A 24,217-nucleotide genomic window follows, 5' to 3' on the forward strand; every position below is an offset into this window, starting at 1 on the left:
TTCATGATTTAGAATGAGATATTGCAGGGTGGGGACTGAGTGATTTTTATAACTTATTGATTAATGATGACAATGCCATCCATTTCAACCCAAGCATCTTTAGGCAGGCTAGCCACACCTAAAGCGGCACGTGCTGGATAGGGCTGGGCAAAATACTCACCCATAATTTGATTGACCAGTTGAAAGTGAGATAAGTCGGTCAGAAAAATATTCAGTTTGGCGATATCTGCCAAAGAGCCACCAGCGGCTTCACAGACTGCTTTTAAGTTATCAAACACCCGGCGAATTTGAGCTTCAATGCCTTCAACCAGTTCCATACTATAAGGATCCAGACCAATTTGACCTGATAGATATAAGGTATCACCCACTAAAATGGCTTGCGAATAAGTACCAATCGCAGCAGGGGCATTTTCAGTATGGATTACTTGGCGGGACATTAATTTCTCCTTTTATCATCGACATACATCATATTCGATCAATTCGGCCGATCAAAGCACTATCGTTTTAAATGATCAACTTGCTTTAGAGGCTTCACTGAAAACGATGGGCTGAGCCAGGCGGATAATTCGTGGAAAGCCGAAATACATGCGTAAATCCCGGATAATCTGTGCAATCTGTTTACGGTTATGCACCACGATATTGACATAAGTTTTGTCATCCTGAGTACGTACCATTTCCACCCCGGAATGCGCTTTACGGCATTGGTAAATCAGGTCTGAAATCTGCTCGTCATTCATGTCCAAGTCAATACTGAGATAGGCAGTAAAGCTGATATCTTCGAGGTCATCAGAGGTCCACTGTAACAACATGATATTTTCTGGATGCTGATGCTGTTCATGCAGCAGGTTGTGGCAGCGCGCACGATGCACAATCAAACCGCGACGGGTCAAATGACCCTGAATCGGATCACCCAGCACAGGATTGCAGCAATGTGCATATTTGACATCGACACCTTCCGTTCCCTGAATCAGACGGTCTGAGCTGGCAATATTCTGATGATGATCTTGGGCAAATAAATGGTTGGCCACCAGTTGCGGTAATAAATCACCGACTGCAATCTGTTCAAACAGCTGTTCCTTGCTGGAAACATGGCGCCATTCCAAAAGGTTTTTCCAGTCTGCTTCCGTCATATCGCGAATAGAACGATGGAAGAGTTTCAAGGCACGATTGAGAGCCTGTTGTCCGACCAAACGTTGCTCATCTGGATCTTGATCGCGCAGAATATTCTGAATAGCACGACGAGCTTTCTGGGTATTAATAAAACTGAGCCAATCTGGGTTCGGCGTCGCAAGGACATCAGTAATGATTTCGACTACCTGACCACTGACTAAAGGAGTCGACAGTGGTTTGGTTTCATTATTAATTTTTGCACCCACCGCATGGTTGCCCAGGAATAAACTCGCCGCATAAGCAAAGTCGACCGCCGTGGCACCTTGCGGTAATTCATGTAAATGGCCGTGTGGGGTATAGACCCAGATTTTTTCCTGATGTAAATAGTCCAGTAATTCACTGAAAGTGGTTTTGGCACATTCGCCATCGACTAGGACATTCAGGTTTTGCATTGAAGCCTGAATTGCTGAGCGGCAGGCTTGCGGCGCACTTTCACCGAGTACAACACCAAAACGTGCTGCTTTACGCATCAGTTCGGTTTGAATGGTCAAAGACAAAGTGGTCTTTTCGCCTTTCAGTCGCATCATCAGGGACTGGTTGCCACCCGGTAATGGACGACGGATATGGTCTTCATAGCTTTGAATCTTAAAGCTATGGGTCAGAATCTCTGCCAGTCGGTCACAATCGGCAATGCTCTGTAAAATAATTTCAAAAGCATGGCTGTGAGTTAATTCTTGTAGATCGATGTCATTTTTAACGAAGTGGCGCAGTAGCTCAATATTGTTGTTTTTCTTCTTAATCCGGCCTTGAATGGCATTCTGTTGCAGCAGTTCGGTCAGGTTCTTTTCCCACTTGGCCTGATATTCACAGCGTTTTGGCTTGGTTTCCAGTAGGGCGGCCTGCACATTGTTATACATGTCCAGATCTAGATTCTGATAACAAAGATGTTCCAGATTATCCGCCATTTCATTCATGCCGACAATACGTGCCATTGGAACAAAAATTTCAAAAGTTTCGCGGGCAATACGTGCCCGTTTGTCTGGACGTAGTGCATCCAAAGTGGTCATATTGTGATAACGGTCGGCCAGTTTCACAATAATGACACGTGGATCCTGTAAGGTGGCTTGCAGAATTTTTCGGAAAGAAGCCGCTTTATTATATTCTTTATCGCTAGAATGACTTAGTTTGGTGACACCATCGACCAGTTCAGCGACGGTAAAACCAAAAATCTTGCTAATATCATTTTTGTTAAATTCGGTATCTTCAATCACATCATGCAGCAGGGCAGCCATTAAAGTTTCAGTGTCCAAACGCATATGCGCCAAGATACAGCTGACCGCAATCGGATGTAGAATATAAGGTTCACCACTTTTGCGCACAATCCCATCATGCGCCATATCTGCATAATCACAGGCCGCAAGCACACGTTCGACATCGCTTTCACTTAAATACGCATCGATAATGAGCTCTAACTGCTGCTTGGCTTGACTGACCTGTGGGCCTGGCATAAAACACCTTTTCAACTGAATTTTTTACAAATAAAACCTGAAAGCGCTTTAGAAATGTGAATTTCCTGGTTTGATGGTTTTTGGCTGCTAGCGAGCAGAAAACCAATACAAACTTGATAGCTAACCCTTATGTTATAACCGTTCTGGCATAAATATAAAAGTCACATAACAAAAAAAGCCTAGTTTAGAACTAGGCTTTTTGAGTGACGATCTCTTACTGGAAAGAAAAACCGTCTAAGTTTAGATTATTTGCAGAAAGTGCAAGATCCAGACTTGATGTTTGATAGTCTTGATCACGTTGTTTCAAAATGTCTTTTGATACATGACCTGAAGCGATTTCACGTAAAGCAACAACAGTCGGTTTGTCATTGTCCCATTCTACAGTTGGTTCAATACCTTGACGTGCCAATTGACGCGCGCGCTTGCTTGCCACTAGTACAAGCTCAAAGCGGTTGTCTACATGGTCTAAACAATCTTCAACGGTGACGCGTGCCATAAGAATTCTCGTTTGAATAATAAATTTTAACAGACTGCTCAGTATAAAAGGCTTTGTCTATAGACTCAAGTTTTAATCACTGTTCAGTCGGTGTAATCAGTTTTTGAATCAGTTTTTCATGACGGTTGGCTTGCTGGCTAAGTACCAGACGATTGGCAATAATCACCGCTTCCAAGTCATGCAGCGCCTTATTAAAGTCGTCATTAATAATGATATAGTCAAAGTTGCTATATTGTTGCATATCTTCTACCGCGCAGCTCAGACGGTGTTCAATCACATCCACAGCATCAGTACCACGGTTAGACAGGCGTTCACGTAGATCAAACTGGCTTGGTGGCAAGATAAAAATTTGTTTAGATTCAGGAAAAAGTCGACGAACCTGCTGTGCACCTTGCCAGTCAATTTCCAGTAGCACATCATGACCTTTAGCCAGTTGCTCTTTGACTGTGGCTTGTGCGGTCCCGTAGTAATTACCAAATACTTCGGCGTATTCGATAAAACCACCTTCATTGACCAGATTTAAAAAATCTTCTTTATTAGAGAAATGGTAGTGCACGCCATCGAGTTCGCCAGGTCGTTGACCGCGTGTAGTGTGTGACACAGAAACGTGAAGATTGTTGACACGCTCAAGTAGGGCTTTAACAAGGGATGTTTTGCCTGTTCCAGACGCTGCAGAAACGACAAACAAGAGACCCGACATGATATTTTTCCTGATATGATAAAATATCTTCTCTATTTTAGAGTAGAGCGGCTTTAAACTAAATAGTTGTCAGTCGATTGTTTACATTTATTTCAATTGAACCGCTAAAAATGGTATGAGTATTGAGGATTCTATGGAAATTGTTTTAGCCAACCCACGTGGTTTTTGTGCTGGTGTAGATCGTGCCATTGCGATCGTGAACCGTGCCCTAGAATGCTTTAACCCCCCAATTTATGTGCGGCATGAAGTGGTGCATAACAAATTTGTGGTCGATGACTTACGTCAGCGTGGTGCAATTTTTGTCGATGAACTCGACGAAGTTCCTGACGATAATATCGTGATTTTTAGCGCGCATGGTGTTTCTAGAGCCGTACAACAAGAAGCTGAACGTCGTGGTTTAAAGGTTTTTGATGCGACTTGTCCATTGGTGACTAAGGTGCACATTGAGGTGACTAAATATGCTCGTGAAGGTGTAGAAGCGATCCTGATTGGTCATGAAGGCCATCCGGAAGTTGAAGGCACCATGGGGCAATATGACAAAAAAAATGGTGGTGAGATTTATCTGGTTGAAGATGAAGAAGATGTCGCCGCTTTAACGGTACGCAATCCTGAAAAAGTCGCTTTTGTCACGCAAACCACTTTATCTATTGACGATACGGCGAAAGTGATTGATGCCTTACGTCAAAAATTCCCAATGATCCAAGGTCCGCGTAAAGATGATATTTGCTATGCTACGCAAAACCGTCAGGATGCAGTACGGGATCTGGCTGAACGTTGTGATGTAGTCTTAGTTGTGGGTTCACCAAATTCATCTAACTCAAACCGTTTGCGTGAACTGGCGGAACGTATGGGGAAGGCGGCTTATCTGGTTGATAATGCCGATGAGCTCAAGCAGGAATGGTTTGCAGAAAATGCCCAGATTGGGGTAACAGCAGGCGCATCTGCACCTGAAATCCTGATTAAACAAGTTATTCAGCGTTTACAGGACTGGGGTGCACAAGCGCCTAAAGAGTTGGATGGACGGGAAGAGAACATTACCTTTAGCCTGCCTAAAGAGTTACGTATTCCTGTAACACAGGCTTAGAATGTTAACTATTTAAAATTCTTTTTCTTATTTAAAAATAAGCAGATAACTGGGAAATGACAGTTATCTGTTTTTTTATGCCTTTTATCTGCTCTGTGTGGGTTTTGTAAAATTTATAGATATTATTTTAACTGGGTCAAGGTCTTGCCTAGAGGGGGGAATATGCAAAAAGAGAAAGGATTTACCTTAATTGAGTTAATGGTGACGATTGCGGTGTTGGCAATTGTCGCGATGATTGCTGCTCCTTCGTTTGGTGATCTCATCGCAAAAAGAAAATTGGATACTACCGCTCGAGATTTTGCTTTAGTTCTTGGAGAAGCAAGGGGGCAAGCTATTTCATTACGGAAAAATATTACGATTAAATTAACTTGCCCGACAGAAACAGATCCAAGTACAAGTGAGATAAATGTTGTATGCCCTGCAAATACGGCAACTACATTTTCTTGGATCTCTCCAAATGATGATATTGAACTAACAAGTGATGCAATTGATGTTATTTTCACAGGATTGGGGACCGCAAAGCAGCGTGAAAAGCTCGTAGACAATCCGGTTTGTAATCCAGTTCCACCTGCTACATCAACACCATGTGATACAGATCCAGATAATAATCCAAGAAAAATCCCTCAAATCGTGCCTTTAGAATTTACTTTGTGTAATTCAGAAATTAAAACAAGCAAAACTATTTTTGTTTCGAAAACTGGCACAGTGGATAGAATAACAACGGGTATATGTTGATGATAAATAGTACGAATCAAAAGGGCGTTGGTTTAATGGAGGTATTAGTTGCTTTATTTATACTTGCCTTGGGGGTGCTGGGATTTTCGGCTTTGCAATTAAGAGCAATGGATGCAGCCCAAGAGGCAACTGAGTATACGGTCGCAATGAATAATGCACGAGATTTAGCTGAACGTATGAGGGTAAATCGTACAGCCTTATCTGATTATAAAAATGCAATTAACAATGTTGTCTCGATAGATACGTGTACTGGTATTAATGATATTACAATACCTAAAAGTCTAGCAATTCCTAAATGTAATTCCACCCTGATGGCACAACATGATGCTACAGAAATTTTGGCTAAGGCTTCGGATAATGGACAAACAATAATTGTTGAAAATTGTGTAAAAAGTACTTTGAATTGCATATATGTTGCATGGGGAAAAACTAGTATTATTGCCTCAGATCTTAGTAACTGTGTTGATACAGCTACTGGCGCATACATTGTGAATGCTAAATGTTTAGTTATGGAGGCATTTTAATATGAGAATCTATACTAAACAGAGTGGTTTTACATTAGTTGAATTGATGATATCAATTGTATTGGGGTTATTAATTAGTGCCATTGCATTACAGTTATTTTTAACTAGTCAACGTAGTGTAACTGTACAGCAAGCTATGATGAATTTACAAAGTTCAGCTTTATTTGGACTAGGTTCAGTCATTAATTCTATTCGATTAGCTAATTTGAATTCTTCTCAGCCATTTATTAATGATGATGTTTTATATGGTGGAGTTGTATTATCGCCTTCTAATATTTCCAATAATAAAAAATCAGATGGGAGTTTAAATTTCACCATTAGTGATGATTTGTTATCCCGTGGTGGAATCGGTGAGTCCAATTTAAAAGATCAAGAAAGTGATCAATTAGTTATCCAAGGCTTTGTTGCACAAAACTATCTATAAAGGCTTATTCCACAATATAATTCTCAAATGAATAAGCCCACACCTAAAATCTATCGTACAACCAATTGGTCTTCTTATAACAGTGCATTAATAAATCGAGGAAATCTCTCAATTTGGTTTGATCCCAAGACTCAATGGTACGCTCAACCCAAAGGTAAACATGGTCGAAATCAAACTTATTCAGATACAGCCATCCAATGCTGTTTAATGATCAAATCTTTATTTCGTCTTTCTTTACGTATGGTCACTGGCTTTGTGCAAAGTCTCATTCATCTTTGTAGATTAGATTGGACAGCACCAGACTATTCCACCATCTGCAGAAGACAAAAGCATATTGATATTGCAATTAACTATCAAAAAAGCAGTAATGGTCTCCAGCTACTCGTTGATTCTACTGGCTTAAAGTTTCTAGGCGAAGGTGAATGGAAGCGTAAGAAACACCAACCTGAATATCGTCGCCAATGGCGTAAACTTCATATTGGTATAGATGCTAAAACCCTTCAAATACGCGCTATTCAACTCACTACAAATAATGTGAGTGATTCACAAGTGCTTGGTGATTTACTCGATCAGATTCCACAAGATGAGCAGATTGACTCTGTCTATACTGATGGGGCTTATGACACCAAGCAATGCCGTCAAGTAATTGCAGACCGACAAGCACATGCGGTGATTCCGCCAAGAAAAAATGCGAAACCTTGGAAAGATACAAAGACCAGCTCGCTAGAGCGAAATGAATTACTTCGAACAGTTAAACGTTTAGGAAGAACAATATGGAAAAATTGGTCAGGCTATCATCGGCGAAGTTTGGTTGAAACTAAGATGCATTGCATCAAGTTATTAGGCGATAAACTCCGTGCGAGAAACTTTCAAAGCCAAGTGAATGAGATCCATGCACGCGTAGCCGTATTAAATAAATTTACAGAATTAGGCAGACCTCATACCCAAGTTGTAACCTAAATTTTAGCAACTTAGGAAAACTCTGCCGTCAAAGGCTTTATGCAACAAAGCCTATCAAAATTATAAAATAAGAACACATCGTGTAAATGCCCAAGCTGAAATGATGGCAATTGCACAAAATCTTACCAAATTTAAAATAACAAATGGAAATTATGCTAGTGCAACCATTGGTGCTGTGTATGGTGGTAATGTAATTCCAAAAGAGGGTACACCACTTTATAAGTTAGATTTATCTGTTACTACAGAGATGGTCCCACTTGTTTGAACAACTAAAAGCTTATTTATAAGTGATATTCTGCTCTAGTTAAGCTACCTTATTTTGTTGTGGTAGCTGGTCATAGTAAAACTCATCTGGAGTCATTTTGTCCAGACTCGAATGAGGTCGTTTCAAATTATAAAATTCAAAATAGGCATTTAATTGCTTTTTCGCATCAAAAACATTGCTGTAGGCTTTGAGATAAACCTCCTCGTATTTAACGCTCCGCCATAATCGTTCAATCATCACATTATCAACCCAACGACCTTTACCATCCATGCTGATTTGGATGTCATTTGATTTTAACACTTCAATAAATGCATCACTGGTAAATTGACTGCCTTGGTCTGTATTAAAGATTTCAGGTCGACCATATTTTTCAATAGCTTCATTTAATGTTTCTATACAAAATGCAACCTCCATACTAATCGATACGCTATGGGCAAGCACCTTACGGCTGTGCCAATCAATCACAGCACATAAGTAGACAAAGCCTTTTGCCATAGGGATATACGTTATATCCGTTGCCCACACTTGATTACTCCGTTGAATATTCAATCCTTTGAGCAGATATGGATATTTACGGTGAGCTTGATTGGCCTGACTTAGATTTGGTTTACGATATAACGCATTAATGCCCATTTTCTTCATTAAAGTACGTGTATGACGTCGTCCTATATGATGTCCTTGACGATTCAATAAATCACGCATCATACGGCTACCTGCAAAAGGGTATTGCATATGTAACTCATCCATACAGCGCATCAGCTTCAGATCTGATTCACTCACAGGTTTTGGGCGATAGTAATAACAACCACGGGAGACTTTCAGCAGCTTAGCTTGCTTAGATACTGAAATCTGAAGTGAGTCGTCGATTAACTTTTGTGGTTGAAGCGGCCCAGTTTCTTCAACACACCTTCTAAAAAATCAATTTCTAATGCCTGTTCACCGATTTTTGCATGTAGTTTTTTTAGATCAATGGGCGGTTCTGCTGGAGCTTTTGATTGATCGAAGGCTTGCGAGGAAGCTGAAAGCAATTGATTTTTCCAGTCGATAATTTGGTTTTGATGAACATCAAATTCAGCACTCAATTCAGCAAGTGTTTTTTCTGCTTTAATCGCAGCAAGCGCTACCTTAGCTTTAAAGTCATTTGAATGATTTCTTCTTGGTCTACGTGCCATAAAATACTCCATATATCGATGTTTATAACATCATTTGGGGAGCAAAATATCACTTATAGGAGTTGTTCAAATTTACGGAGCCATCTCTCTACATCAAGTTGGGAACTAACAGCTACTCCTGAGAATAATACCTCGCAAACTGGAACTGGTGTGATTGTTTTGGATAGTTCTGGCAATAAGTGTTGGGAAAAAACCTCAACTCCATGTACACCTACAGCCACTTCCAACTGGGACGGCCGCTAAAACAAATCCAAAATTCTACCTAAACACTTTTTGATCTTTCATTCAGGGCAAAGTTCAAGTAAAATACTGCCCTCTATGAAAGGGGTTTGAAATGTATCGATGGTCGATGCAGGGATAATCCGTAAAAACTATAAGGTTCTATCATGGTTGTTATTCGTCTTGCACGCGGTGGTGCTAAAAAACGTCCGTTCTATCAAATCATTGTGACTGATAGCCGTAATGCACGTGACGGTCGTTTCATCGAACGTATCGGTTTCTTCAACCCTACAGCTCAAGGTAAAGCAGAAAAACTTCGTTTAGATGCTGACCGTTTTGCTCACTGGGTTTCTCAAGGTGCTCAACCTTCTGATCGTGTTGCTTCTTTAGCTGCTCAAGCTAAAAAAGCTGCAGTTGCTGCATAATTTTTATATAAATTAGGTAGTAGCTTGCCCATGACACCAACACAGAATGTTCCAGAAGATCGTATTCAGATTGGACAGTTGCGTTCAGCATATGGATTAAATGGGTGGCTCTGGGTCTATTCCAATACAGAACCTATGAGCAACATATTTGACTATCTGCCTTGGTACATTGAGACCAAAGCAGGTTGGCAAATTGTCGATGTAAAACGTTGGAAACCACATGGTAAAGGCCTGGTTGTTTCGCTGAAAGGTGTGAGTGATCGCACTGGCGCAGACGAACTGGTTGGCTCCAATGTCTGGATCTCTAAATCGCAACTGCCTCAAGCAGGCGTAGATGAGTACTATTGGTCTGATTTAAAAGGTCTAACTGTGTTAGGTCTGGACGATCAGGAACAAGAAGTCAATCTCGGTCAAATTTTTGAGCTGTTTGAAACAGGTGCTAACGATGTGATGGTGGTTCGCGCAACTGCCGACAGCATCGATGGCGAAGAGCGAATGATCCCATGGCATAAAGATGTGGTGCAACGCGTTGATCTTGAAGCTGGTCGTATCTACGTCAATTGGGGCGTAGACTACTAAGAATTTTTCGGAAATACGGGAGTCTGCGATGTTTTTTGCAGTCATTACGCTTTTTCCTGAAATGTTTGAAGCGATTACAGCCTATGGGATTAGCGGGCGCGCAGCAAAACGTGAGTTGATGCAAATTCATTGCATCAATCCTCGCGATTATGCGACGGGCAACTATAAACGCGTGGATGAACGTCCATTCGGTGGTGGTCCGGGTATGGTGATGATGGCTGAGCCTCTGGCAAAAGCAATCCAGCATGCCAAAGAGCTTGCAAGGCAAGCGGGTGCAGTTCAGGTTCCTGTGGTGTATATGTCACCGCAAGGAAAAACCTTAAACGAAACTGCGGTACAGGATTTTGTCAAATATGACGGAATCATCGTACTGTGCGGACGTTATGAAGGCGTCGATGAACGTTTGATCCAGCAATACGTTGATCAGGAATGGTCAATTGGAGATTACGTCTTGTCGGGTGGTGAACTGCCTGCGATGGTTTTATTGGACAGTATTATCCGGAGACTTCCGGGTGCCATGTCTGATGAACAGTCACACGTGCAAGACTCATTTGTGGATGGTCTTCTAGATTGCCCACAATATACCAAGCCAGATCATTTTGAAGGTTTGGATGTGCCTGAGGTGTTAAAGTCCGGGCATCATGCCAATATTGAAAAATGGCGGTTTTTGCAGCGATATCAGCGTACACTTGAACGCCGCCCAGAGTTGGTGGAAAAAGTCGAGTTGACCAAGCAGCAGAAAAAATGGCTAAAAGATTTGTAAGATATTGATGAGTGATCATTTCTGTCTTCAAGCAAGTACTTAAAATTATTTAAGTATTCTTTAATAGGCTCTTTATGGTTGAGATGGTCAACTATAAAGGGAAAGATAATCGGGTGTATGCGCTTTAGCCTCTATACCCAGCGATGATCAGACCTCTTCTGACTCGCACATATTGGAGATACCCCATGAGCGGTAAGCATCCTTTAGTTCAAGTAATTGAAAACGCACAATTGAAACAAAACATCCCTGCTTTTGCACCAGGTGATACAGTTATTGTTCAAGTTAAAGTAAAAGAAGGCGACCGTGAGCGTTTACAGGCGTTCGAAGGCGTTGTAATTGCTAAGAAAAACCGTGGTTTGAACTCTGCGTTCACAGTACGTAAAATTTCTAGCGGTGTTGGCGTTGAGCGTGTATTCCAAACTCACTCTCCAATCGTTGCTGGTATCGAAGTGAAACGTCGTGGTGACGTTCGTCGTGCTAAACTTTACTACCTACGTGAATTGTCTGGTAAAGCTGCACGTATTCGTGAAAAATTACCAGCTCGTAAAACTAAAGCTTAATTTTAAGCTTTATACGAGTGAAAAAATGCGCCTTTGGGCGCATTTTTTATGCCTAATTTTTATGTAGATTTATTCGAAATGTTCCTGCAAAGGCAAGATCATAGCATCCAAAATATCCAAGAAAATTTTATGAATAAACATCAGGAATAATACAAAATATCCCCAAGACTGGAATCCTGCATTAAAAAGTTGAATGCAAATAAAACATTGTGTGATAACCAGTAAAATACTGATCCATACATTTGCGATAATATGTCGATGACAAGAGGGGCAATAATAAGGCTCATATTTTTTAAATTGAAAAGGATTAATGACTTTTCGTTTGCAACAGGGACAGGTTCTTTTAAATTTGTTTTTGATTTCTATAGAACGTATCTGCATTTATTTTATTTCACAGTTCTTTTTATATTTGATGAATATTTTATATGCAGTTTGATCATGATTAACAAGTAAATTTCAAGAAAAAATTTAGAGAAAAATAAGATAGAAAAAGCCTCTGGAGGAATAGAGGCTTGTGTAACTCTATAAACCTTGCAGTTTTAAGCGGTTGGCATGTTGACGAGAGGCAGCAACCGGATCAGGCGCAAAGGTACCTTTGATGCCAAACAACAAGTTGATTTCATCCAGATGATTCCATGGATAATCATCACGAATCGTTTTACCAAATTTGGCACTACACACCGACACGATTCCATCATTCGCACCAGCCTTACTCGCAGAAAGCAGATCCAAGGCTTTCATGGCGGCATCGCTGACATCTAGGGGATTGGTCACGGGTTGATTGCCCGTCATTGAATACAGTGCAATGCCTTGGTCTGTATATTTGCCTTCACCACATGGGCTCAGCGAAAGCCCGAGTTTAAAGCGCTGGTTAAATTCGGCTGTGCCTTCAATTGAGGTACTGTGTCCTGCTGCCAGAGCGTTATGTGGGAAAGCTTGACCATCTAAGCCTTGTGCCCACATGATAACGTTGCCAAAACTGCTGATCAGGGTATTGAGCAGTTCAGATGTTCCGGTTTGATTAGCAAGTCGCATGACATCAGAAGCAACAATTGTCCCTTGGTTGGCACCGCCCACAGTCATCACTGAGGCTACATGTTGCGGCATCACCCCGGCTGCATAACGCACGCTATGCGCACCATGACTATGACCAATTAAATTCAGTTTTTTGGCGCCGGTGATTGCCATGACTTCTTTGAGTTGCTCCACATATTGTTCACCTCTGATTTCGCTGGAATTGAAAGGTGAGATGCGGGTGGCAAAGGCAGTTGAACCATTACGGGCTGAATCTGGCAAAATTTGATACCAATAATCCATGCCTAAGGCATCAAAACCAATGTGATTAAAGCCGACCATGCCATGTGCAAATACAATCGGGTAGCGTGTTTTGGCATAATTCGACACAACAAATCTGGATTCTGCTTGCTGCAAATTGGAAGCCTGCACATATTGGCCCGCAAATAACACGCAGCATAAGGTTATAAAATGCGTTCCAATTTTCATAAAGTTCCATTTTGGCGGTTTAAAAATTAGAAAATCCCTGTGCATTGGGATGACAGGGATGAGATTGAATTACAGGCCTTGCAATTTGAGCCGGTTGGCATGCTGGCGATAAACATCGACTGGGTCTGGAGCAAAGATATTTTTTAATCCGAGGAACTGGTTCACTTCATCCAGATGGTTCCAGTTGTAGTTATCCCGAATGGTTTTACCGAATTTGGCACTACAGCGGGAGACCAGACCATCATTTTCCTTGCCGCCATCAATGAGTAGAGCTGTAACTGTCAAGGCTGAATCAGGATCGAGCGGATTGGTGACTTGACCTATACCGGTAAATGAATAATGACGAATATCACCGTCTTTTTCCTTACCTTCACCGCAGGCGGTGGTTGGCATACCGAGCGGATATTTCTGGTTGAATTGAGCAGATCCTGCCAGGGTCAGGCTGCGACCACCAGCCAGAGAATCATGCGGGAAACTGCTCGGATCCAGACCTTGTGCCCAGGTGATAGCTTTAGACACCAGGTTGATGCCATCGACTAAAGGCCCTTGTATCGGTGTACCTTCTGCTTGCAGGATCAGGTCTGCCACCGGAGAGCCCTTATGCGGAGCACCGACGGAAGTCAGGGAAGCAACTATTCCATTCCCCGCACCTGCGACATAACGAATGGTCGGGCCGCCATGCGAATGACCGATCAGATTGACTTTCTTTGCACCGGTAATGGCCAGAATTTCATTTACTTGCTCTAAAAGTTGCTCACCACGAATTTCCGATGAGTTAAAAGGCGAGACACGTGTTGCCCAGACATTGCCGCCATTACGCGCCAGATCCGGTAAAATCTGATACCAGTAATCCAGTCCAAACTGGTCAGTACCGATCCGGATGAAACCCGCCATCCCATGTGCAAAGACAATCGGATATTGGGTCTTGGCATATTGTGAACTGGCTTTTGCTGTGACCTGATTGGCCTGGGTGGATGCTTGGGTGCTGAGACATGTACCTGCCAGCAGCAGGCCGCTGATGAATACTCCGAATTTCATTATATTTTCCTCACTTGTGTTGTTTTAACGGGATGATCCTCATCCGGTTCTGTAGAGTTCCCCGAGTTGACAGGAACTAGGTTTTCCAAAATTTGTTGATTAATCCATTAGATCTATTCATAAAGATGAGTGATTTATAAGCCTTGCAGCTTGAGCCGGTTGGCATGTTGGCGATAGAGTGCGATCGGATCCTGCGCGAAAGGGCCCAAAATACCAAAAAACTGGTTTACTTCATCAAAATGATTGTGGGCATAATCCTGACGAATGATTTGGCCATAACGTCCGCTACACAGCGGCAGAGCACCATCATTGGCTTCTCCTTTCAAGAAACTGCTACCTAAAGTCACGACTGTAGACTCAATTACATCCAAGGAATTAGTTGCCTGCCGGTTGCCCATCCAGGAATAGTGGTAAATTCGATTTGGCGTGAGTTTGCTGCCCTGAGACTGACAGTCTTTGGGAATGGCAGAGGAGCCATATTTCATATTGAAAGCCTGAATCGCCTCTGGGTTCATAGCTTCCAGTGCTTCGATCATACTGACCGGATACTGGTTAGCTGTAACCAGATTCATGCTATGTCCCAGAATTGTACCGATGGCATGGATAAAGGGTGCAAGGAGGAGTGTCTGGCTGGCATTGACAAAAACTGGTGTGCCTTGCATAGCGCCCGCAATAGCGGTTAAGGAGGCAGCTTTATGTGGCGCAACGCCCTCGATATATTGAATCGTTGGGCCACCTTGGCTATGCCCAATCAGATTGACTTTCTTCTGACCAGTTAATGCCAGTACTTCATCAATTTGCATCAAGAGCTGTTCACCGCGGAGTTCATTGGACGCAACAGCAGACAATTCGGCAGAAAATACCCGTGCACCATGCCGGCTCAGGTCTTGGGGAATCTGATACCAATAATCCAGACCGATGCGATCCGTTCCAATGCGGTTAAAACCCAGACCAAAACCATGAACAAAGACCATCGGGTATTTTGTCATGGCATAACTCGAGAGGACAAAATTGCTTTTGTATTCCTGTAATGCCGAGGCTTGTACAGGGCCAGTCAAGATAGAACCCAGCAGCAAAAGGTTTAAGTGATACATTATTTTTTTCATTGCAGCTTCCCGATCACGGATAGGTCAAATAAAAAAGAAGCAGAAAAAAAGCCTATATTTCAGCTGAAATATAGGCACTCTGGGGTTATAAACCTTCTAATTTTAGTCGGTTGGCATGCTGGCGGCAGAGGGCGACCGGATCTGGTGCAAACACGCCTTTCAGACCAAACATCATATTGGCGAGGTCCGTATGATTGAGTTTGTACTGGTCATGAATGACCTTGCCCATGAAAGCGCTACAACGTGACACCATGCCATCATTGTCTTTACTGCCATAAGATAAAGGGCCGAGCTGCATCAGGACCGTATCAATATCCAGAGCATTGGTGGCTTGGGCCACACCCGTCCATGAATAATAATGAATACCTTTACTGTCTTTCTGCTTTAAATTTTTATTACAGTTTTCTGTGGACGCCAATACACCATCTTTGATGACCTGCTGCGCCACTGTAGCATTAAAAGTATTTGAGCCGGTCTGGGTCAGGGATTTCATGGAAGCATCAAAATCAATTTCCAGTTCAGGTTTAAACTGGCCCAGTGCAATCAATGGACCAATAATATAATCACCTAAAATGTTAAAGGCAGTACGGGTCAGGCGATTATTTTGAATATCATCTGCCACTTTGGAGCCATGGTAGGTTCCTGCAACGCCAGTGATAAACGAAATATACTGCGGCTGGGTCGCTGCGACATACAGTACTGTCGGTCCGCCATGAGAGTGACCAATCAAATTCAGTTTTTGCTTGTCGGTAATTGCCAGAACCTCTTCAACCTGTTGAACCAGTTGTTCACCGCGATGCGCCGTTGTATTTGCCGGAGACAATTGTGCCGCAAAGACGGTAGAGCCATTACGTGCCATATCTGGCAGAATCTGATACCAGTAATCCAGCCCGATACTATCAGTGCCAATGCGTGACCAGCCTAGCCAGCCATGCACCATCAAGATCGGATATTTGGTCTTGGCATAGTCAGACCGGGTCTTTTCGATGACTTGTGTTGCACTCGCCGCAGCCTGAGTATGTGCAGAAAAACTGAATCCCAGAGTTGTCGCTAAAGCCACAGTCAGTAACTGGGCTATCTTGCTGAAAGTATGCATAGCTGTCCCTTTTTAATTTTATCGTTATTCAAGCAATCATTGCTTTTTGTAGAGTGTTGCAAACCACAAAATCAGACGATGAAAATACAGGTCCGGCTTTCAGTGGCTAAGCAAATTTTCTTTTTAAAAGGGGTATTTTTTCATTTCAAAGCGTTTAAACCATGTCATTTGGGGACATGCAGGACGGGAGGGGTTTACATTGTAAATATATGTTTTATCTACACATGTATTTAAATAAAAAGTCTTTGAAATAATTAAAATTTGTCTAAGTTATTTTGTGTAAATACGAAATATTTTGAAACAACTATAAAAGATCATTTTGAGAAAAAATATAAAGTTAGCAAAAGGGCATTTATAAAAAAGCCATCAACAGGTGATGGCTTTTGGGCTTAGTCAGCAAAGGGCAGCTTGGCTCCCTGATCATGAACCTGTTCAAAGGTTTCTACCCGGAGTTGTTCTTGCGGTGTATTAAAATGTTTACTGCGAAGCTGGGCAATGGCTTGCTGTTTGGCGGTATCTGACATGCCGGACTGGGTAATCTGATCCCGTTCATCTAAATAGCCCGTCACCCGGTTTTTCCAGTCGCTGCGTTGTACATCCAGTTGTTCCAGACGCTGTGTGGCTTCAGGGCCGACTAGATTAATCCGCATCTGCCGGATTTCATCGCTGGAACCGCCACGAGCCTTAATATTAGCGGTTAGTTTGCGCAGATCTTCCAGTTTATTCAGTTGTTCCAGATTTTCCTGCCAGTCCTGTGGGAGCTGTTGAAACAGTGCTTTGAGCTTTTGGGCTTTTTCAGTCTCAGTCAAGCTTTTGTCTGCCAATACGCTCATCCGGTCCAGGGTATATTCATGATAGGCATCTTCTGTGCCAAACAAGCCTTCAATTTCATACTTGGAAAAGTACTGCTGGCGCAAATACTGGGTACTGTTATAGATGCTACGATAATAGGCAGGATATTCCTGATTCAGCCCAGTCGGTGCAGTGAGCTGGCCCAAACCCTGACGATACTGGATATAACGATCCCATAAATCCAGAATTTGCGAGAGTGCTGGTTCTTTATGATTCTGGCGAATATAGGCTTTAAAATCCTGCTGGATCTGCTGCAGATTTTTTTCGCCAAACTGAGTAATAAAATATTCAAAACAGTTGCGGGTCTGTTCATTCACGATCAGACGGTTGCTGGCATCTAACTGCATCTGACAATTAATTTCGGTATCTTGCTGGCTGGCACTGGGGAAGGCTGCATTGGCAGGGCCATTGACCAAGAGTGCGGTTTGCTCTGCCTGAGTTTCAGTAAAAGGTGTTTTTGTCCCGGTATCCGCCTGGTTATTTTCTTTTGGAGACAGCCATAAGATCAGCGTGAGAATGCACAGCACCAGCAACGCCAGAATGATCCATATTTTATATTTCTGCATATCCTATGCACCTATTTTCTCGTTGTTTCATTATTTTTAGATGTTCAAGCTTTTAGATATTAAAGCCGGCTCAATATGCCATAAAAATCATTAGAGACTATAGAAAAGTTGTAAATCATCTCGCAGGGTTTTACCATGGCGCCAATTTATAAAATGTCTGATTTTTTGCCATGAAAGCATCATCTCCTAAAATTCAGCGTCGTCATCTTAGTGGTGTCTTCCTGCTTAATAAGCCTTTGGGTATCAGCTCTAATGCCGCATTGCAAAGAGTCCGCTGGTTGTACCGTGCACAAAAAGCCGGCCATACCGGTGCGCTGGATCCGCTGGCATCCGGTTTATTGCCCGTGTGTTTGGGGGAGGCGACCAAGTTTTCGCATTATTTATTAGATTCGGTCAAGCGTTATCAGACGACCGTATTTTTGGGGCATAGTACCACCACGGGCGATGTCGAAGGTGAGGTGCTTCTGGAAAAAGCGGTTCCTGAACTCTCGGAAGCCTTGATTCAGGACACATTGGCACAGTTTATCGGGGATATCCAGCAAGTGCCGCCGATGTATTCTGCCTTGAAAAAAGAAGGCCGTCCTTTATACGAACTGGCGCGCAAAGGTATCGAGATTGAACGTGAAGCGCGTCCAATTACGATTTTAGCGATTGAGTTTTTGTCCTTTACGGAGAACAGTATTACGCTGGATATTACCTGTTCTAAAGGCACTTATATCCGGGTTTTAGGTGAAGATATTGCCAAAGCGCTGGGAACTTATGGCCATCTGACTTATCTGCACCGCATCAAAACCGGCCATTTTGATTTGATTCCAAGTTATACCATTGAATATCTGGAAAGCCTGAGCGAAGCAGAGCGCGATGAACTGTTATTGCCGGCCTATGCACCGGTTGATCATTTTCCAAAAGTGCAGGTACCCGAAAGTCGTGCAGAATATTTTAGCCGCGGCATGGAAAGCAATATCGAACATGAAGCAGCTGAACAGGTGCTGGTTTTTGATGGTGAGAAATGTCTGGGGCTGGCAGAAATCACCGACAAAAAACGTCTGGTGCCCAAACGCGTCCTGAACCTCTAATCGAGTCAATATATGGAAATTGAGATCATCATCAGTCTGGTTGTCTTTGCATTTTTTGCAGGGGCGATTGATGCTGCCGTAGGCGGTGGTGGTCTGATCCAGATTCCGGCAATTATGGGGAGTTTACCGCATCTACAGCCTGCTACGTTCTTTGGTACCAATAAATTCGCTTCCATTTGTGGCACCGCTTCTGCGGCATTTTCCTATCTGTGTCAGGTGAAACTGCCTTGGCTGCTCTTGGGCGTGATTGCACTGTGTAGTTTTGTCAGCTCTTTTATTGGTGCAGCCAGCGTTACGCTAATTCCAGTCGAGATTCTTAAGCCTTTTGTGCTGGTCATGTTGATCGTGATCGCCATCTATCTTTAGTGTGAAAGAGGACTCCACCCAACATTAGGGTGGAGGTGAATTTCACGACTTTTTTTTGGTGTTTTTTTAGTGCAATATGATAGAATAATTTACATTAAGTTTCTGTATCTAAATAGATTTAAGGCGAAATGAAGATCAACAAAGCGTACAAATTTAGGCTTGAGCCTAATGCGGAACAAGAGCTTGTTTTAAACAAGTTGCTTGGCTCTGCACGTTTTGTTTGGAATCAAATTTTAGCTGTATCATTTGAGATGCTTGCTAAAAATGAGCGAATCAACAAAGTTAATTTAGTCAATAAAATTCCTGAATTACGCAAAAAACCTGAATGTGCTTTTTTAGAAAAAAGCTCTAATGGTGTTTCACTCCAACAAAAAGTCCGTGATCTTGGTGATGCTTGGGCTAAATTTTTTGATAAAAAAGAACAAGCTAAGTTAAAGCAAAAACCATTTAAGCCTAAAAAACCAAGATTCTTTAAATTGACCGATGGCAGTGAAATTCAGCTTAGACCACTCATGCCACGATTTAAAAAGAAATCTGATGGTTATGATTCAATTCGCATTGTTCAATTTGGCAGATATTGTTGGGTTAAAGGTAATCAGGTTAAGTTGCCTAATGACATTGGCGTTGTGAAATTCAGAAAATCACAAGAGATTCTTGGTGAAATCAAGAATGTCACAATCTCAAAGCATGTTGGAAAGTGGTATATCTCTTTCGGTGTTGAAAGCACAATAGATGCACCGATTCACCCATCCAAATCAGCCATTGGTGTTGATCTAGGTGTTAAAAAATTAATTACAACATCTAGTGGTCAGGTGTTCGACCCGATCAATAGTTTTAAAGCTAATCAAGTTAAATTAGCTAGGCTTCAACGCAAGTTGAAGAAGAAAACCAAGTTCAGCCAAAATTGGAAAAAGCTCAATTTAAAGATCAATAAACTACACCATCATATTGCCAATATTCGGCATGACTACTTGCATAAAGTCACTACAACTCTCAGCAAAAACCACGCAATGATCGTAGTTGAGGACTTAAAAGTAGCCAATATGTCGAAGTCAGCAAAAGGTACAATCGAGAACAAAGGAAAGAATGTGAAAGCCAAGTCAGGCTTGAACAAATCAATTCTTGATCAAGGTTGGTCAATGCTTGTCAAAATATTGGAGTATAAGCAACAATGGCGAGGTGGTTTACTCGTTAAAGTTGACCCTAGATATACAAGTCAAACTTGTAGCTCATGCGGTCATGTAGCGAAAGAGAATAGACAAACTCAATCTAAATTTGAGTGTGTTGAATGTGGCTTTAGCGAGAATGCGGATATTAACGCTTCTCGCAACATTTTAGCGGCAGGACATGCCGTTTTGTCTGTGGAGGGGCGATGCGGTAAAGGTCGCCCTGTGAAGCAGAAAGCAAGTGAAATCCGTGAGGAAGTCACCTAAGAGCTTTTGCTTTTAGAATCCCCCCACTTGAGGTAAAATGAAAGTGAGGGGAGTATGTCAAACCTTGATGAAAAAACAGTTCGGCCAGGTGCATACCGAACAAAAACTGAATCGGAAAATGCTGATTCTGGCCGCTTTGGGCAGTCTGGCGATAGGCTTTTATGATGGTATCTTTGGTCCGGGCACCGGTAGTTTCTTTATTTTCTTTTTTATTCGCTATTTGAGCGTCGACTTCCTGCATGCATCGGCCTTATCGAAAATTGCCAATTTCACTACCAACCTGGCCGCCTTAAGCTTTTTTATTCCTAGTGGCAATGTGCTGTTTATGGTCGGGACAATGATGGCGGTAGCCAATATTTGTGGTTCCTTGGTCGGGGTGCGTTTGGCATTTAAATATGGCAGTGGCTTTATCCGGATTTTATTCCTGATTCTGGTCAGTCTGCTGATTTGCCGGATGGCATACCAGATGTTTTTTTAGATATAAACCCGATGTAAATCATTCTCGATATTAAAGTTTCTTAACAAATCACTTTATAAACTGGGTCTGAACCTGTTCTGAAAATCTTCTAGAATCAATGATATTAAAAATAAAACAATCGGAGAAATATCGGAATGACGACTATTTTTGAAGCATTAAGAGAGAGTCATGAGATTCAGCGTGATCTTGCAGAAAAACTATTACAGACTTCCGGGGATACAGCAGAACGCCGCGAGCTGTTCAAGCAACTCAAAAATGAATTATTTGCCCATGAGGCTGCGGAAGACCGTTATTTTTATATCCCCTTGATGATGACCGATTCAGGCCTGAATATTACCCGCCATGCCTTGGCCGAACATCATGAAATGGACGAAATGATTGAGGAATTAACTGCAACTGAATTGAGTAATCCGGGCTGGATTGCCATGGCCAAAAAACTTTCCGAAAAGGTGCATCATCACTTAAAAGAAGAGGAACATGGTTTCTTTCAGCAAGCTGGTAAAATTCTGGGAGAAGAGCAAAAGACCGCTTTAGCAGTGCAGTACAAGAATGAATACCAGCATTATAAAGACATGAAAAAAGATATGCTGGTACAAAGCTAAGCTTTAAATTCAAGTCGAATAAATAAAAAAGATGCCTGTAGTGCCATCTTTTTTATGCCAATTTACCTACCTTCTATATTTTGCTTTCAAAGCAAGTAAAAACACAGAATGGATAGGATATTTAATTAGTTATTCAAATTCCAATAAGCCTTTTAGGCATTCTTTTCTGCCGATCCTTGACGGGCGGCACGTACGGTCACACCGACAGAGGCCAGCATGATACAGACTAATGCTACCGTCTGAAGATACGTAATTTTCTCCCCCAATAGCATAAAACCGGTCAGTGCTGCCAAAGCTGGTGACAGGCTGGAGAGGGTGCCATAGCTGGTCTTGTTTAAATGCTGCAAAGCTTTTAAGTCCAGCGCATAGGGAATCGCTGTGGCCAGAACCGCAATGACAACGGCTTTACCCCAATGTTGCGTATCAATCAATGCGGGCGCATTGTTATAGAGCCCAATCGGAAGCAGACACAGGGCTGAAATGCTAATCGCAATAGTCAGTGCATGCATACCGATATTTTGCTGAACCACACGTTGCCCAAAGAAAATATACAGTGCCCAGCATAAACCCGCACCTAAAGCACAGGCGGCGCCGAGCAGGTCGAAATTACTGCTATTGGCCTGTCCCCATGGCACCATCAGTGCGATGCCTAAAATGGCCATTAATACCCAAATATAGTCACTACGATGTTTAATCGAAATGAGGGCTAGGCCGAGCGGACCAATAAATTCTAGTCCTACCGCAATTCCCTGCGGTAATCTTCCGAGGGACAGGTAGAATAAAATATTCATGACCCCTAAAGCGGCGCTATAGCAGAGCAAATCCCGCCATTTCAAAAAAGGCAAACGGGAAATAATTTTCCAGGAACGGAACATTACCCCAACAATAATTGCTGCAAAGCACAGCCTTAAAATGGTCACAGTAATCGGATCCAGCACACTAAACAGCTGTTTGGCAAAAGATGCACTAATCTGGTAGGAGGTCATGGATAATACCATGAACAATACAGCAAGGAGTTGGGCGTTTGGCATGGAAGCAGCTTCTACCCAGAGCGGGTGAAAATGAGAAATAGGAGGAAATGAAATTATAGCAAACTGGTTAATTTTTAATGAGTAGGGCAAGGAAATATTTTGCCGAGGCGAACTTAAATTTTGATTCAATCAAGTTAAGTTTTGGTCCGATCAAATACCTAAAGATTTTAAATTCAAAGTTAATCTTCTATGTAATTGCGGTTACAAATTAATCAATTTTTAAATTGATCTTATTTTTATATTTATTAAAATATCTTAGACCCCGTGATTCGGGTTAGCTTTAAAATAACAATGAAAACACCTTGGATTCCGTGTTTATGGACAGAATTAAAATAACAATATCAAATAATTAAGGTAGATAATAATGAAATTAAGAATACTTTCTTGCGCCATTTTCAGCTGCATGCTGGCAGCATGTGGTGGTGGCTCCGATAGTTCTGATAATAATGAACCAGTCACTAGTCAACCGGCACCGACCAATCCTGGAACCCCGGGTGATGGAGCATCAGACACCATTTCTGAATTCTATAACTATCAATTCAACTTACCGAATATTGATGGATCAGAGATGGAATCGCAAAAACTTCTATTAGCCAGTCATAAAAATAAAATTACTGACGGCATATTATATGCGGATAATAACAGCGCTGTTGATACTGAATACGATCTTGAAGAAGATATGGTCTTCTCAACTTATGTCACAACAAAAGGGGTGTTCCCTGCAGATCGCACCCGTACAGCATTAGGTTATAAGCTGGAAAAAATATTAGAAAATACGACGACTCAATTTAAAAGTCGTCCTGTGACGATACCTGAGAACAATATCAGCAATCATCGACACATAGCGTGGTATGACCTGTCTGGTAAAGCATTAACTGAACGTACCAATATTGCTGTGGTGAAAATGTATGATGATCCCGCGACCAGAGTGTTGTGTTCTTTAACAGTGATAATACGACAGCTGAGCGTAAATACTATAATGAGTTTGCAACCAATTTTGTCGATTTGCAGAAGGCCCGCAAATTCCCAAATGGCTCTAAATGTTTCCGTCTTCTGGCTGAACATCCTGAAGAAGAATATATTGAATTTGATCCGGAAGTAAAAACTGGCTTTAGCACACTTGCTGAATGGCAGGCACAGCAGTCTGTCCAAGAAATGGCAAAAACGATTCTAGATGACACGATGGCTAACTTGAAATATAAAAAGGCAGAATATAAAGACGATGCTATGCAATATTACAAATATTTCGGTGCGATCGAATATCAAGGCGGAATTTATTCAGTTGATTTCTCGGAACATGGGGAACATATTGATCACGACGACTATATTGCTCAATCAAAACAGGCTGCCTTGGATGACTTGAATAAACAAGAAGGTGTAACTTCTTTAATGATCAAATGGACAGAATATATGTATGATCAGCTTGCCTCTGGATGTGATGGCTATAATGCGACAGCAGCGACTGTATTAAATACTGCGATTAAAGACGCAACACCACGTTAAAATTTGAAAATAAGTGATCTTAAATAAAGGCGCTCTAGCGCCT

At 42.0% G+C, this 24,217-nt stretch carries 25 protein-coding genes and 3 pseudogenes; 17 read left to right on the plus strand and 11 right to left on the minus strand.

Going from position 1 to position 24,217, the window contains the following annotated elements; all coding sequences use genetic code 11:
- Nucleotides 1-53 precede the first annotated feature (53 nt).
- The 4 genes from WFH18_RS06980 to gmk form a co-directional block, all read right to left on the minus strand.
- Nucleotides 54-437, minus strand: coding sequence for a RidA family protein (locus WFH18_RS06980; protein WP_005265550.1), 384 nt, complete (start codon nt 435-437; stop codon nt 54-56).
- Nucleotides 438-512: 75 nt separating this feature from the next.
- Nucleotides 513-2,618, minus strand: a complete 2,106-nt coding sequence (locus WFH18_RS06985) for a RelA/SpoT family protein (protein WP_005265552.1) — start codon at nt 2,616-2,618, stop codon at nt 513-515.
- Nucleotides 2,619-2,832: 214 nt separating this feature from the next.
- Nucleotides 2,833-3,114 carry a DNA-directed RNA polymerase subunit omega gene (gene rpoZ / locus WFH18_RS06990; RefSeq protein WP_004281186.1) on the minus strand — a complete coding sequence of 94 codons (282 nt, stop codon included), beginning with the start codon at nt 3,112-3,114 and terminating at the stop codon, nt 2,833-2,835.
- 76 nt (nt 3,115-3,190) lie between these two features.
- The gene (gene gmk / locus WFH18_RS06995) at nt 3,191-3,814 is read right to left on the minus strand and encodes a guanylate kinase (RefSeq protein WP_004281187.1); all 624 of its coding nucleotides are present in this window, start codon (nt 3,812-3,814) and stop codon (nt 3,191-3,193) included.
- Nucleotides 3,815-3,947: 133 nt separating this feature from the next.
- On the opposite strand from gmk, the gene ispH reads away from it, so the two are divergent.
- From ispH to WFH18_RS07025, 6 genes and pseudogenes are all read left to right on the plus strand, one after another.
- Nucleotides 3,948-4,898: a 4-hydroxy-3-methylbut-2-enyl diphosphate reductase gene (gene ispH, locus WFH18_RS07000; protein ID WP_164543118.1), complete on the plus strand. Its 951-nt coding sequence runs from the start codon at nt 3,948-3,950 to the stop codon at nt 4,896-4,898.
- A gap of 162 nt (nt 4,899-5,060) precedes the next feature.
- Nucleotides 5,061-5,633 carry a pilus assembly FimT family protein gene (locus WFH18_RS07005; RefSeq protein ID WP_004732414.1) on the plus strand — a complete coding sequence of 191 codons (573 nt, stop codon included), beginning with the start codon at nt 5,061-5,063 and terminating at the stop codon, nt 5,631-5,633.
- Nucleotides 5,633-6,157: a type IV pilus modification protein PilV gene (gene pilV, locus WFH18_RS07010; protein ID WP_035335415.1), complete on the plus strand. Its 525-nt coding sequence runs from the start codon at nt 5,633-5,635 to the stop codon at nt 6,155-6,157. Before WFH18_RS07005 ends, pilV begins: the two co-directional genes overlap by 1 nt.
- A gap of 1 nt (nt 6,158) precedes the next feature.
- Nucleotides 6,159-6,554, plus strand: a pseudogene (locus tag WFH18_RS07015) (PilW family protein); the annotation flags it as partial.
- Nucleotides 6,555-6,608: 54 nt separating this feature from the next.
- A complete protein-coding gene (locus tag WFH18_RS07020; RefSeq protein WP_004732409.1) occupies nt 6,609-7,541 on the plus strand; it encodes an IS5-like element ISAha1 family transposase in 933 nt (310 codons plus the stop codon).
- A gap of 22 nt (nt 7,542-7,563) precedes the next feature.
- Nucleotides 7,564-7,806 (plus strand): type IV pilin protein, encoded by a 243-nt coding sequence (locus WFH18_RS07025; protein ID WP_336754718.1) that lies wholly within the window; start codon nt 7,564-7,566, stop codon nt 7,804-7,806.
- A 39-nt stretch (nt 7,807-7,845) separates the two neighbouring features.
- Here the strand turns inward: WFH18_RS07025 and WFH18_RS07030 are convergent.
- A protein-coding gene (locus WFH18_RS07030; protein ID WP_227554014.1) for an IS3 family transposase occupies nt 7,846-8,978 on the minus strand; the annotation gives its coding sequence in 2 pieces (ribosomal slippage) (nt 7,846-8,726 and nt 8,726-8,978; 1,134 coding nt in all).
- A 386-nt stretch (nt 8,979-9,364) separates the two neighbouring features.
- Between WFH18_RS07030 and rpsP the strand changes: the two genes are divergently transcribed.
- The 4 genes from rpsP to rplS all read left to right on the plus strand — a co-directional run bounded on the left by rpsP (nt 9,365) and on the right by rplS (nt 11,524).
- The gene (gene rpsP, locus WFH18_RS07035) at nt 9,365-9,622 is read left to right on the plus strand and encodes a 30S ribosomal protein S16 (protein WP_004281198.1); all 258 of its coding nucleotides are present in this window, start codon (nt 9,365-9,367) and stop codon (nt 9,620-9,622) included.
- Between the two features lie 30 nt (nt 9,623-9,652).
- Nucleotides 9,653-10,201: a ribosome maturation factor RimM gene (gene rimM / locus WFH18_RS07040; RefSeq protein WP_044109067.1), complete on the plus strand. Its 549-nt coding sequence runs from the start codon at nt 9,653-9,655 to the stop codon at nt 10,199-10,201.
- A gap of 28 nt (nt 10,202-10,229) precedes the next feature.
- Nucleotides 10,230-10,964 carry a tRNA (guanosine(37)-N1)-methyltransferase TrmD gene (trmD, locus tag WFH18_RS07045; protein WP_004281202.1) on the plus strand — a complete coding sequence of 245 codons (735 nt, stop codon included), beginning with the start codon at nt 10,230-10,232 and terminating at the stop codon, nt 10,962-10,964.
- Nucleotides 10,965-11,149: 185 nt separating this feature from the next.
- Nucleotides 11,150-11,524, plus strand: a complete 375-nt coding sequence (gene rplS, locus WFH18_RS07050; protein ID WP_004281205.1) for a 50S ribosomal protein L19 — start codon at nt 11,150-11,152, stop codon at nt 11,522-11,524.
- Nucleotides 11,525-12,046: 522 nt separating this feature from the next.
- Here the strand turns inward: rplS and WFH18_RS07055 are convergent.
- From WFH18_RS07055 to WFH18_RS07075, 5 genes are all read right to left on the minus strand, one after another.
- Nucleotides 12,047-13,027, minus strand: coding sequence for an esterase/lipase family protein (locus WFH18_RS07055; RefSeq protein WP_148335320.1), 981 nt, complete (start codon nt 13,025-13,027; stop codon nt 12,047-12,049).
- A gap of 69 nt (nt 13,028-13,096) precedes the next feature.
- Complete coding sequence (locus tag WFH18_RS07060; RefSeq protein ID WP_164543116.1) at nt 13,097-14,065, minus strand: esterase/lipase family protein; 969 nt, start codon at nt 14,063-14,065, stop codon at nt 13,097-13,099.
- A gap of 134 nt (nt 14,066-14,199) precedes the next feature.
- On the minus strand, nt 14,200-15,171 hold the full coding sequence (locus tag WFH18_RS07065; RefSeq protein ID WP_148335316.1) for an esterase/lipase family protein: 972 nt from the start codon (nt 15,169-15,171) through the stop codon (nt 14,200-14,202).
- 85 nt (nt 15,172-15,256) lie between these two features.
- Nucleotides 15,257-16,267: an esterase/lipase family protein gene (locus WFH18_RS07070; protein WP_164543115.1), complete on the minus strand. Its 1,011-nt coding sequence runs from the start codon at nt 16,265-16,267 to the stop codon at nt 15,257-15,259.
- Between the two features lie 389 nt (nt 16,268-16,656).
- On the minus strand, nt 16,657-17,685 hold the full coding sequence (locus tag WFH18_RS07075) for a lipase secretion chaperone (protein WP_004732393.1): 1,029 nt from the start codon (nt 17,683-17,685) through the stop codon (nt 16,657-16,659).
- 170 nt (nt 17,686-17,855) lie between these two features.
- Between WFH18_RS07075 and truB the strand changes: the two genes are divergently transcribed.
- The 5 genes and pseudogenes from truB (at nt 17,856) to WFH18_RS07100 (ending at nt 21,640) form a co-directional block, all read left to right on the plus strand.
- A complete protein-coding gene (truB, locus tag WFH18_RS07080; RefSeq protein ID WP_004732391.1) occupies nt 17,856-18,761 on the plus strand; it encodes a tRNA pseudouridine(55) synthase TruB in 906 nt (301 codons plus the stop codon).
- Between the two features lie 12 nt (nt 18,762-18,773).
- Nucleotides 18,774-19,121: pseudogene (locus tag WFH18_RS07085) on the plus strand (TSUP family transporter); the annotation flags it as partial.
- Nucleotides 19,122-19,255: 134 nt separating this feature from the next.
- Nucleotides 19,256-20,560 (plus strand): RNA-guided endonuclease InsQ/TnpB family protein, encoded by a 1,305-nt coding sequence (locus WFH18_RS07090; protein WP_005101271.1) that lies wholly within the window; start codon nt 19,256-19,258, stop codon nt 20,558-20,560.
- A 61-nt stretch (nt 20,561-20,621) separates the two neighbouring features.
- A pseudogene (locus tag WFH18_RS07095) lies at nt 20,622-21,038 on the plus strand (sulfite exporter TauE/SafE family protein); the annotation flags it as partial.
- A 134-nt stretch (nt 21,039-21,172) separates the two neighbouring features.
- Nucleotides 21,173-21,640 carry a hemerythrin domain-containing protein gene (locus WFH18_RS07100; RefSeq protein ID WP_004732380.1) on the plus strand — a complete coding sequence of 156 codons (468 nt, stop codon included), beginning with the start codon at nt 21,173-21,175 and terminating at the stop codon, nt 21,638-21,640.
- A gap of 152 nt (nt 21,641-21,792) precedes the next feature.
- On the opposite strand, the gene WFH18_RS07105 is transcribed toward WFH18_RS07100, so the two are convergent.
- Complete coding sequence (locus WFH18_RS07105) at nt 21,793-22,671, minus strand: EamA family transporter (RefSeq protein ID WP_005101268.1); 879 nt, start codon at nt 22,669-22,671, stop codon at nt 21,793-21,795.
- Between the two features lie 364 nt (nt 22,672-23,035).
- Between WFH18_RS07105 and WFH18_RS07110 the strand changes: the two genes are divergently transcribed.
- Both WFH18_RS07110 and WFH18_RS07115 read left to right on the plus strand, forming a co-directional pair.
- Entirely contained in the window at nt 23,036-23,773 is a 738-nt protein-coding gene (locus WFH18_RS07110) for a hypothetical protein (RefSeq protein WP_228127360.1), read from the plus strand.
- A 53-nt stretch (nt 23,774-23,826) separates the two neighbouring features.
- Nucleotides 23,827-24,174: a hypothetical protein gene (locus WFH18_RS07115; protein ID WP_228277117.1), complete on the plus strand. Its 348-nt coding sequence runs from the start codon at nt 23,827-23,829 to the stop codon at nt 24,172-24,174.
- The last annotated feature ends 43 nt before the right edge of the window (nt 24,175-24,217 follow it).

Origin of the sequence: Acinetobacter sp. USHLN143 (genome assembly GCF_037145695.1) — a bacterium.
Classification (GTDB): domain Bacteria; phylum Pseudomonadota; class Gammaproteobacteria; order Pseudomonadales; family Moraxellaceae; genus Acinetobacter; species Acinetobacter fasciculus.

What these genes read in the sequence shown, in the direction of transcription:
- WFH18_RS07070 (WP_164543115.1), bottom strand. Translation starts at nt 16,267, where the DNA reads ATGCATACTTTCAGCAAGATAGCCCAGTTACTGACTGTGGCTTTAGCG.
- WFH18_RS07055 (WP_148335320.1), bottom strand. Translation starts at nt 13,027, where the DNA reads ATGAAAATTGGAACGCATTTTATAACCTTATGCTGCGTGTTATTTGCG.
- ispH (WP_164543118.1), top strand. Translation starts at nt 3,948, where the DNA reads ATGGAAATTGTTTTAGCCAACCCACGTGGTTTTTGTGCTGGTGTAGAT.
- rpoZ (WP_004281186.1), bottom strand. Translation starts at nt 3,114, where the DNA reads ATGGCACGCGTCACCGTTGAAGATTGTTTAGACCATGTAGACAACCGC.
- gmk (WP_004281187.1), bottom strand. Translation starts at nt 3,814, where the DNA reads ATGTCGGGTCTCTTGTTTGTCGTTTCTGCAGCGTCTGGAACAGGCAAA.
- WFH18_RS07075 (WP_004732393.1), bottom strand. Translation starts at nt 17,685, where the DNA reads ATGCAGAAATATAAAATATGGATCATTCTGGCGTTGCTGGTGCTGTGC.
- WFH18_RS07060 (WP_164543116.1), bottom strand. Translation starts at nt 14,065, where the DNA reads ATGAAATTCGGAGTATTCATCAGCGGCCTGCTGCTGGCAGGTACATGT.
- WFH18_RS07005 (WP_004732414.1), top strand. Translation starts at nt 5,061, where the DNA reads ATGCAAAAAGAGAAAGGATTTACCTTAATTGAGTTAATGGTGACGATT.
- WFH18_RS07115 (WP_228277117.1), top strand. Translation starts at nt 23,827, where the DNA reads ATGGCAAAAACGATTCTAGATGACACGATGGCTAACTTGAAATATAAA.
- rplS (WP_004281205.1), top strand. Translation starts at nt 11,150, where the DNA reads ATGAGCGGTAAGCATCCTTTAGTTCAAGTAATTGAAAACGCACAATTG.
- pilV (WP_035335415.1), top strand. Translation starts at nt 5,633, where the DNA reads ATGATAAATAGTACGAATCAAAAGGGCGTTGGTTTAATGGAGGTATTA.
- WFH18_RS07020 (WP_004732409.1), top strand. Translation starts at nt 6,609, where the DNA reads ATGAATAAGCCCACACCTAAAATCTATCGTACAACCAATTGGTCTTCT.
- WFH18_RS06980 (WP_005265550.1), bottom strand. Translation starts at nt 437, where the DNA reads ATGTCCCGCCAAGTAATCCATACTGAAAATGCCCCTGCTGCGATTGGT.
- WFH18_RS07110 (WP_228127360.1), top strand. Translation starts at nt 23,036, where the DNA reads ATGAAATTAAGAATACTTTCTTGCGCCATTTTCAGCTGCATGCTGGCA.
- rimM (WP_044109067.1), top strand. Translation starts at nt 9,653, where the DNA reads ATGACACCAACACAGAATGTTCCAGAAGATCGTATTCAGATTGGACAG.
- trmD (WP_004281202.1), top strand. Translation starts at nt 10,230, where the DNA reads ATGTTTTTTGCAGTCATTACGCTTTTTCCTGAAATGTTTGAAGCGATT.
- WFH18_RS06985 (WP_005265552.1), bottom strand. Translation starts at nt 2,618, where the DNA reads ATGCCAGGCCCACAGGTCAGTCAAGCCAAGCAGCAGTTAGAGCTCATT.
- WFH18_RS07090 (WP_005101271.1), top strand. Translation starts at nt 19,256, where the DNA reads ATGAAGATCAACAAAGCGTACAAATTTAGGCTTGAGCCTAATGCGGAA.
- WFH18_RS07100 (WP_004732380.1), top strand. Translation starts at nt 21,173, where the DNA reads ATGACGACTATTTTTGAAGCATTAAGAGAGAGTCATGAGATTCAGCGT.
- WFH18_RS07065 (WP_148335316.1), bottom strand. Translation starts at nt 15,171, where the DNA reads ATGAAAAAAATAATGTATCACTTAAACCTTTTGCTGCTGGGTTCTATC.
- truB (WP_004732391.1), top strand. Translation starts at nt 17,856, where the DNA reads ATGAAAGCATCATCTCCTAAAATTCAGCGTCGTCATCTTAGTGGTGTC.
- WFH18_RS07105 (WP_005101268.1), bottom strand. Translation starts at nt 22,671, where the DNA reads ATGCCAAACGCCCAACTCCTTGCTGTATTGTTCATGGTATTATCCATG.
- rpsP (WP_004281198.1), top strand. Translation starts at nt 9,365, where the DNA reads ATGGTTGTTATTCGTCTTGCACGCGGTGGTGCTAAAAAACGTCCGTTC.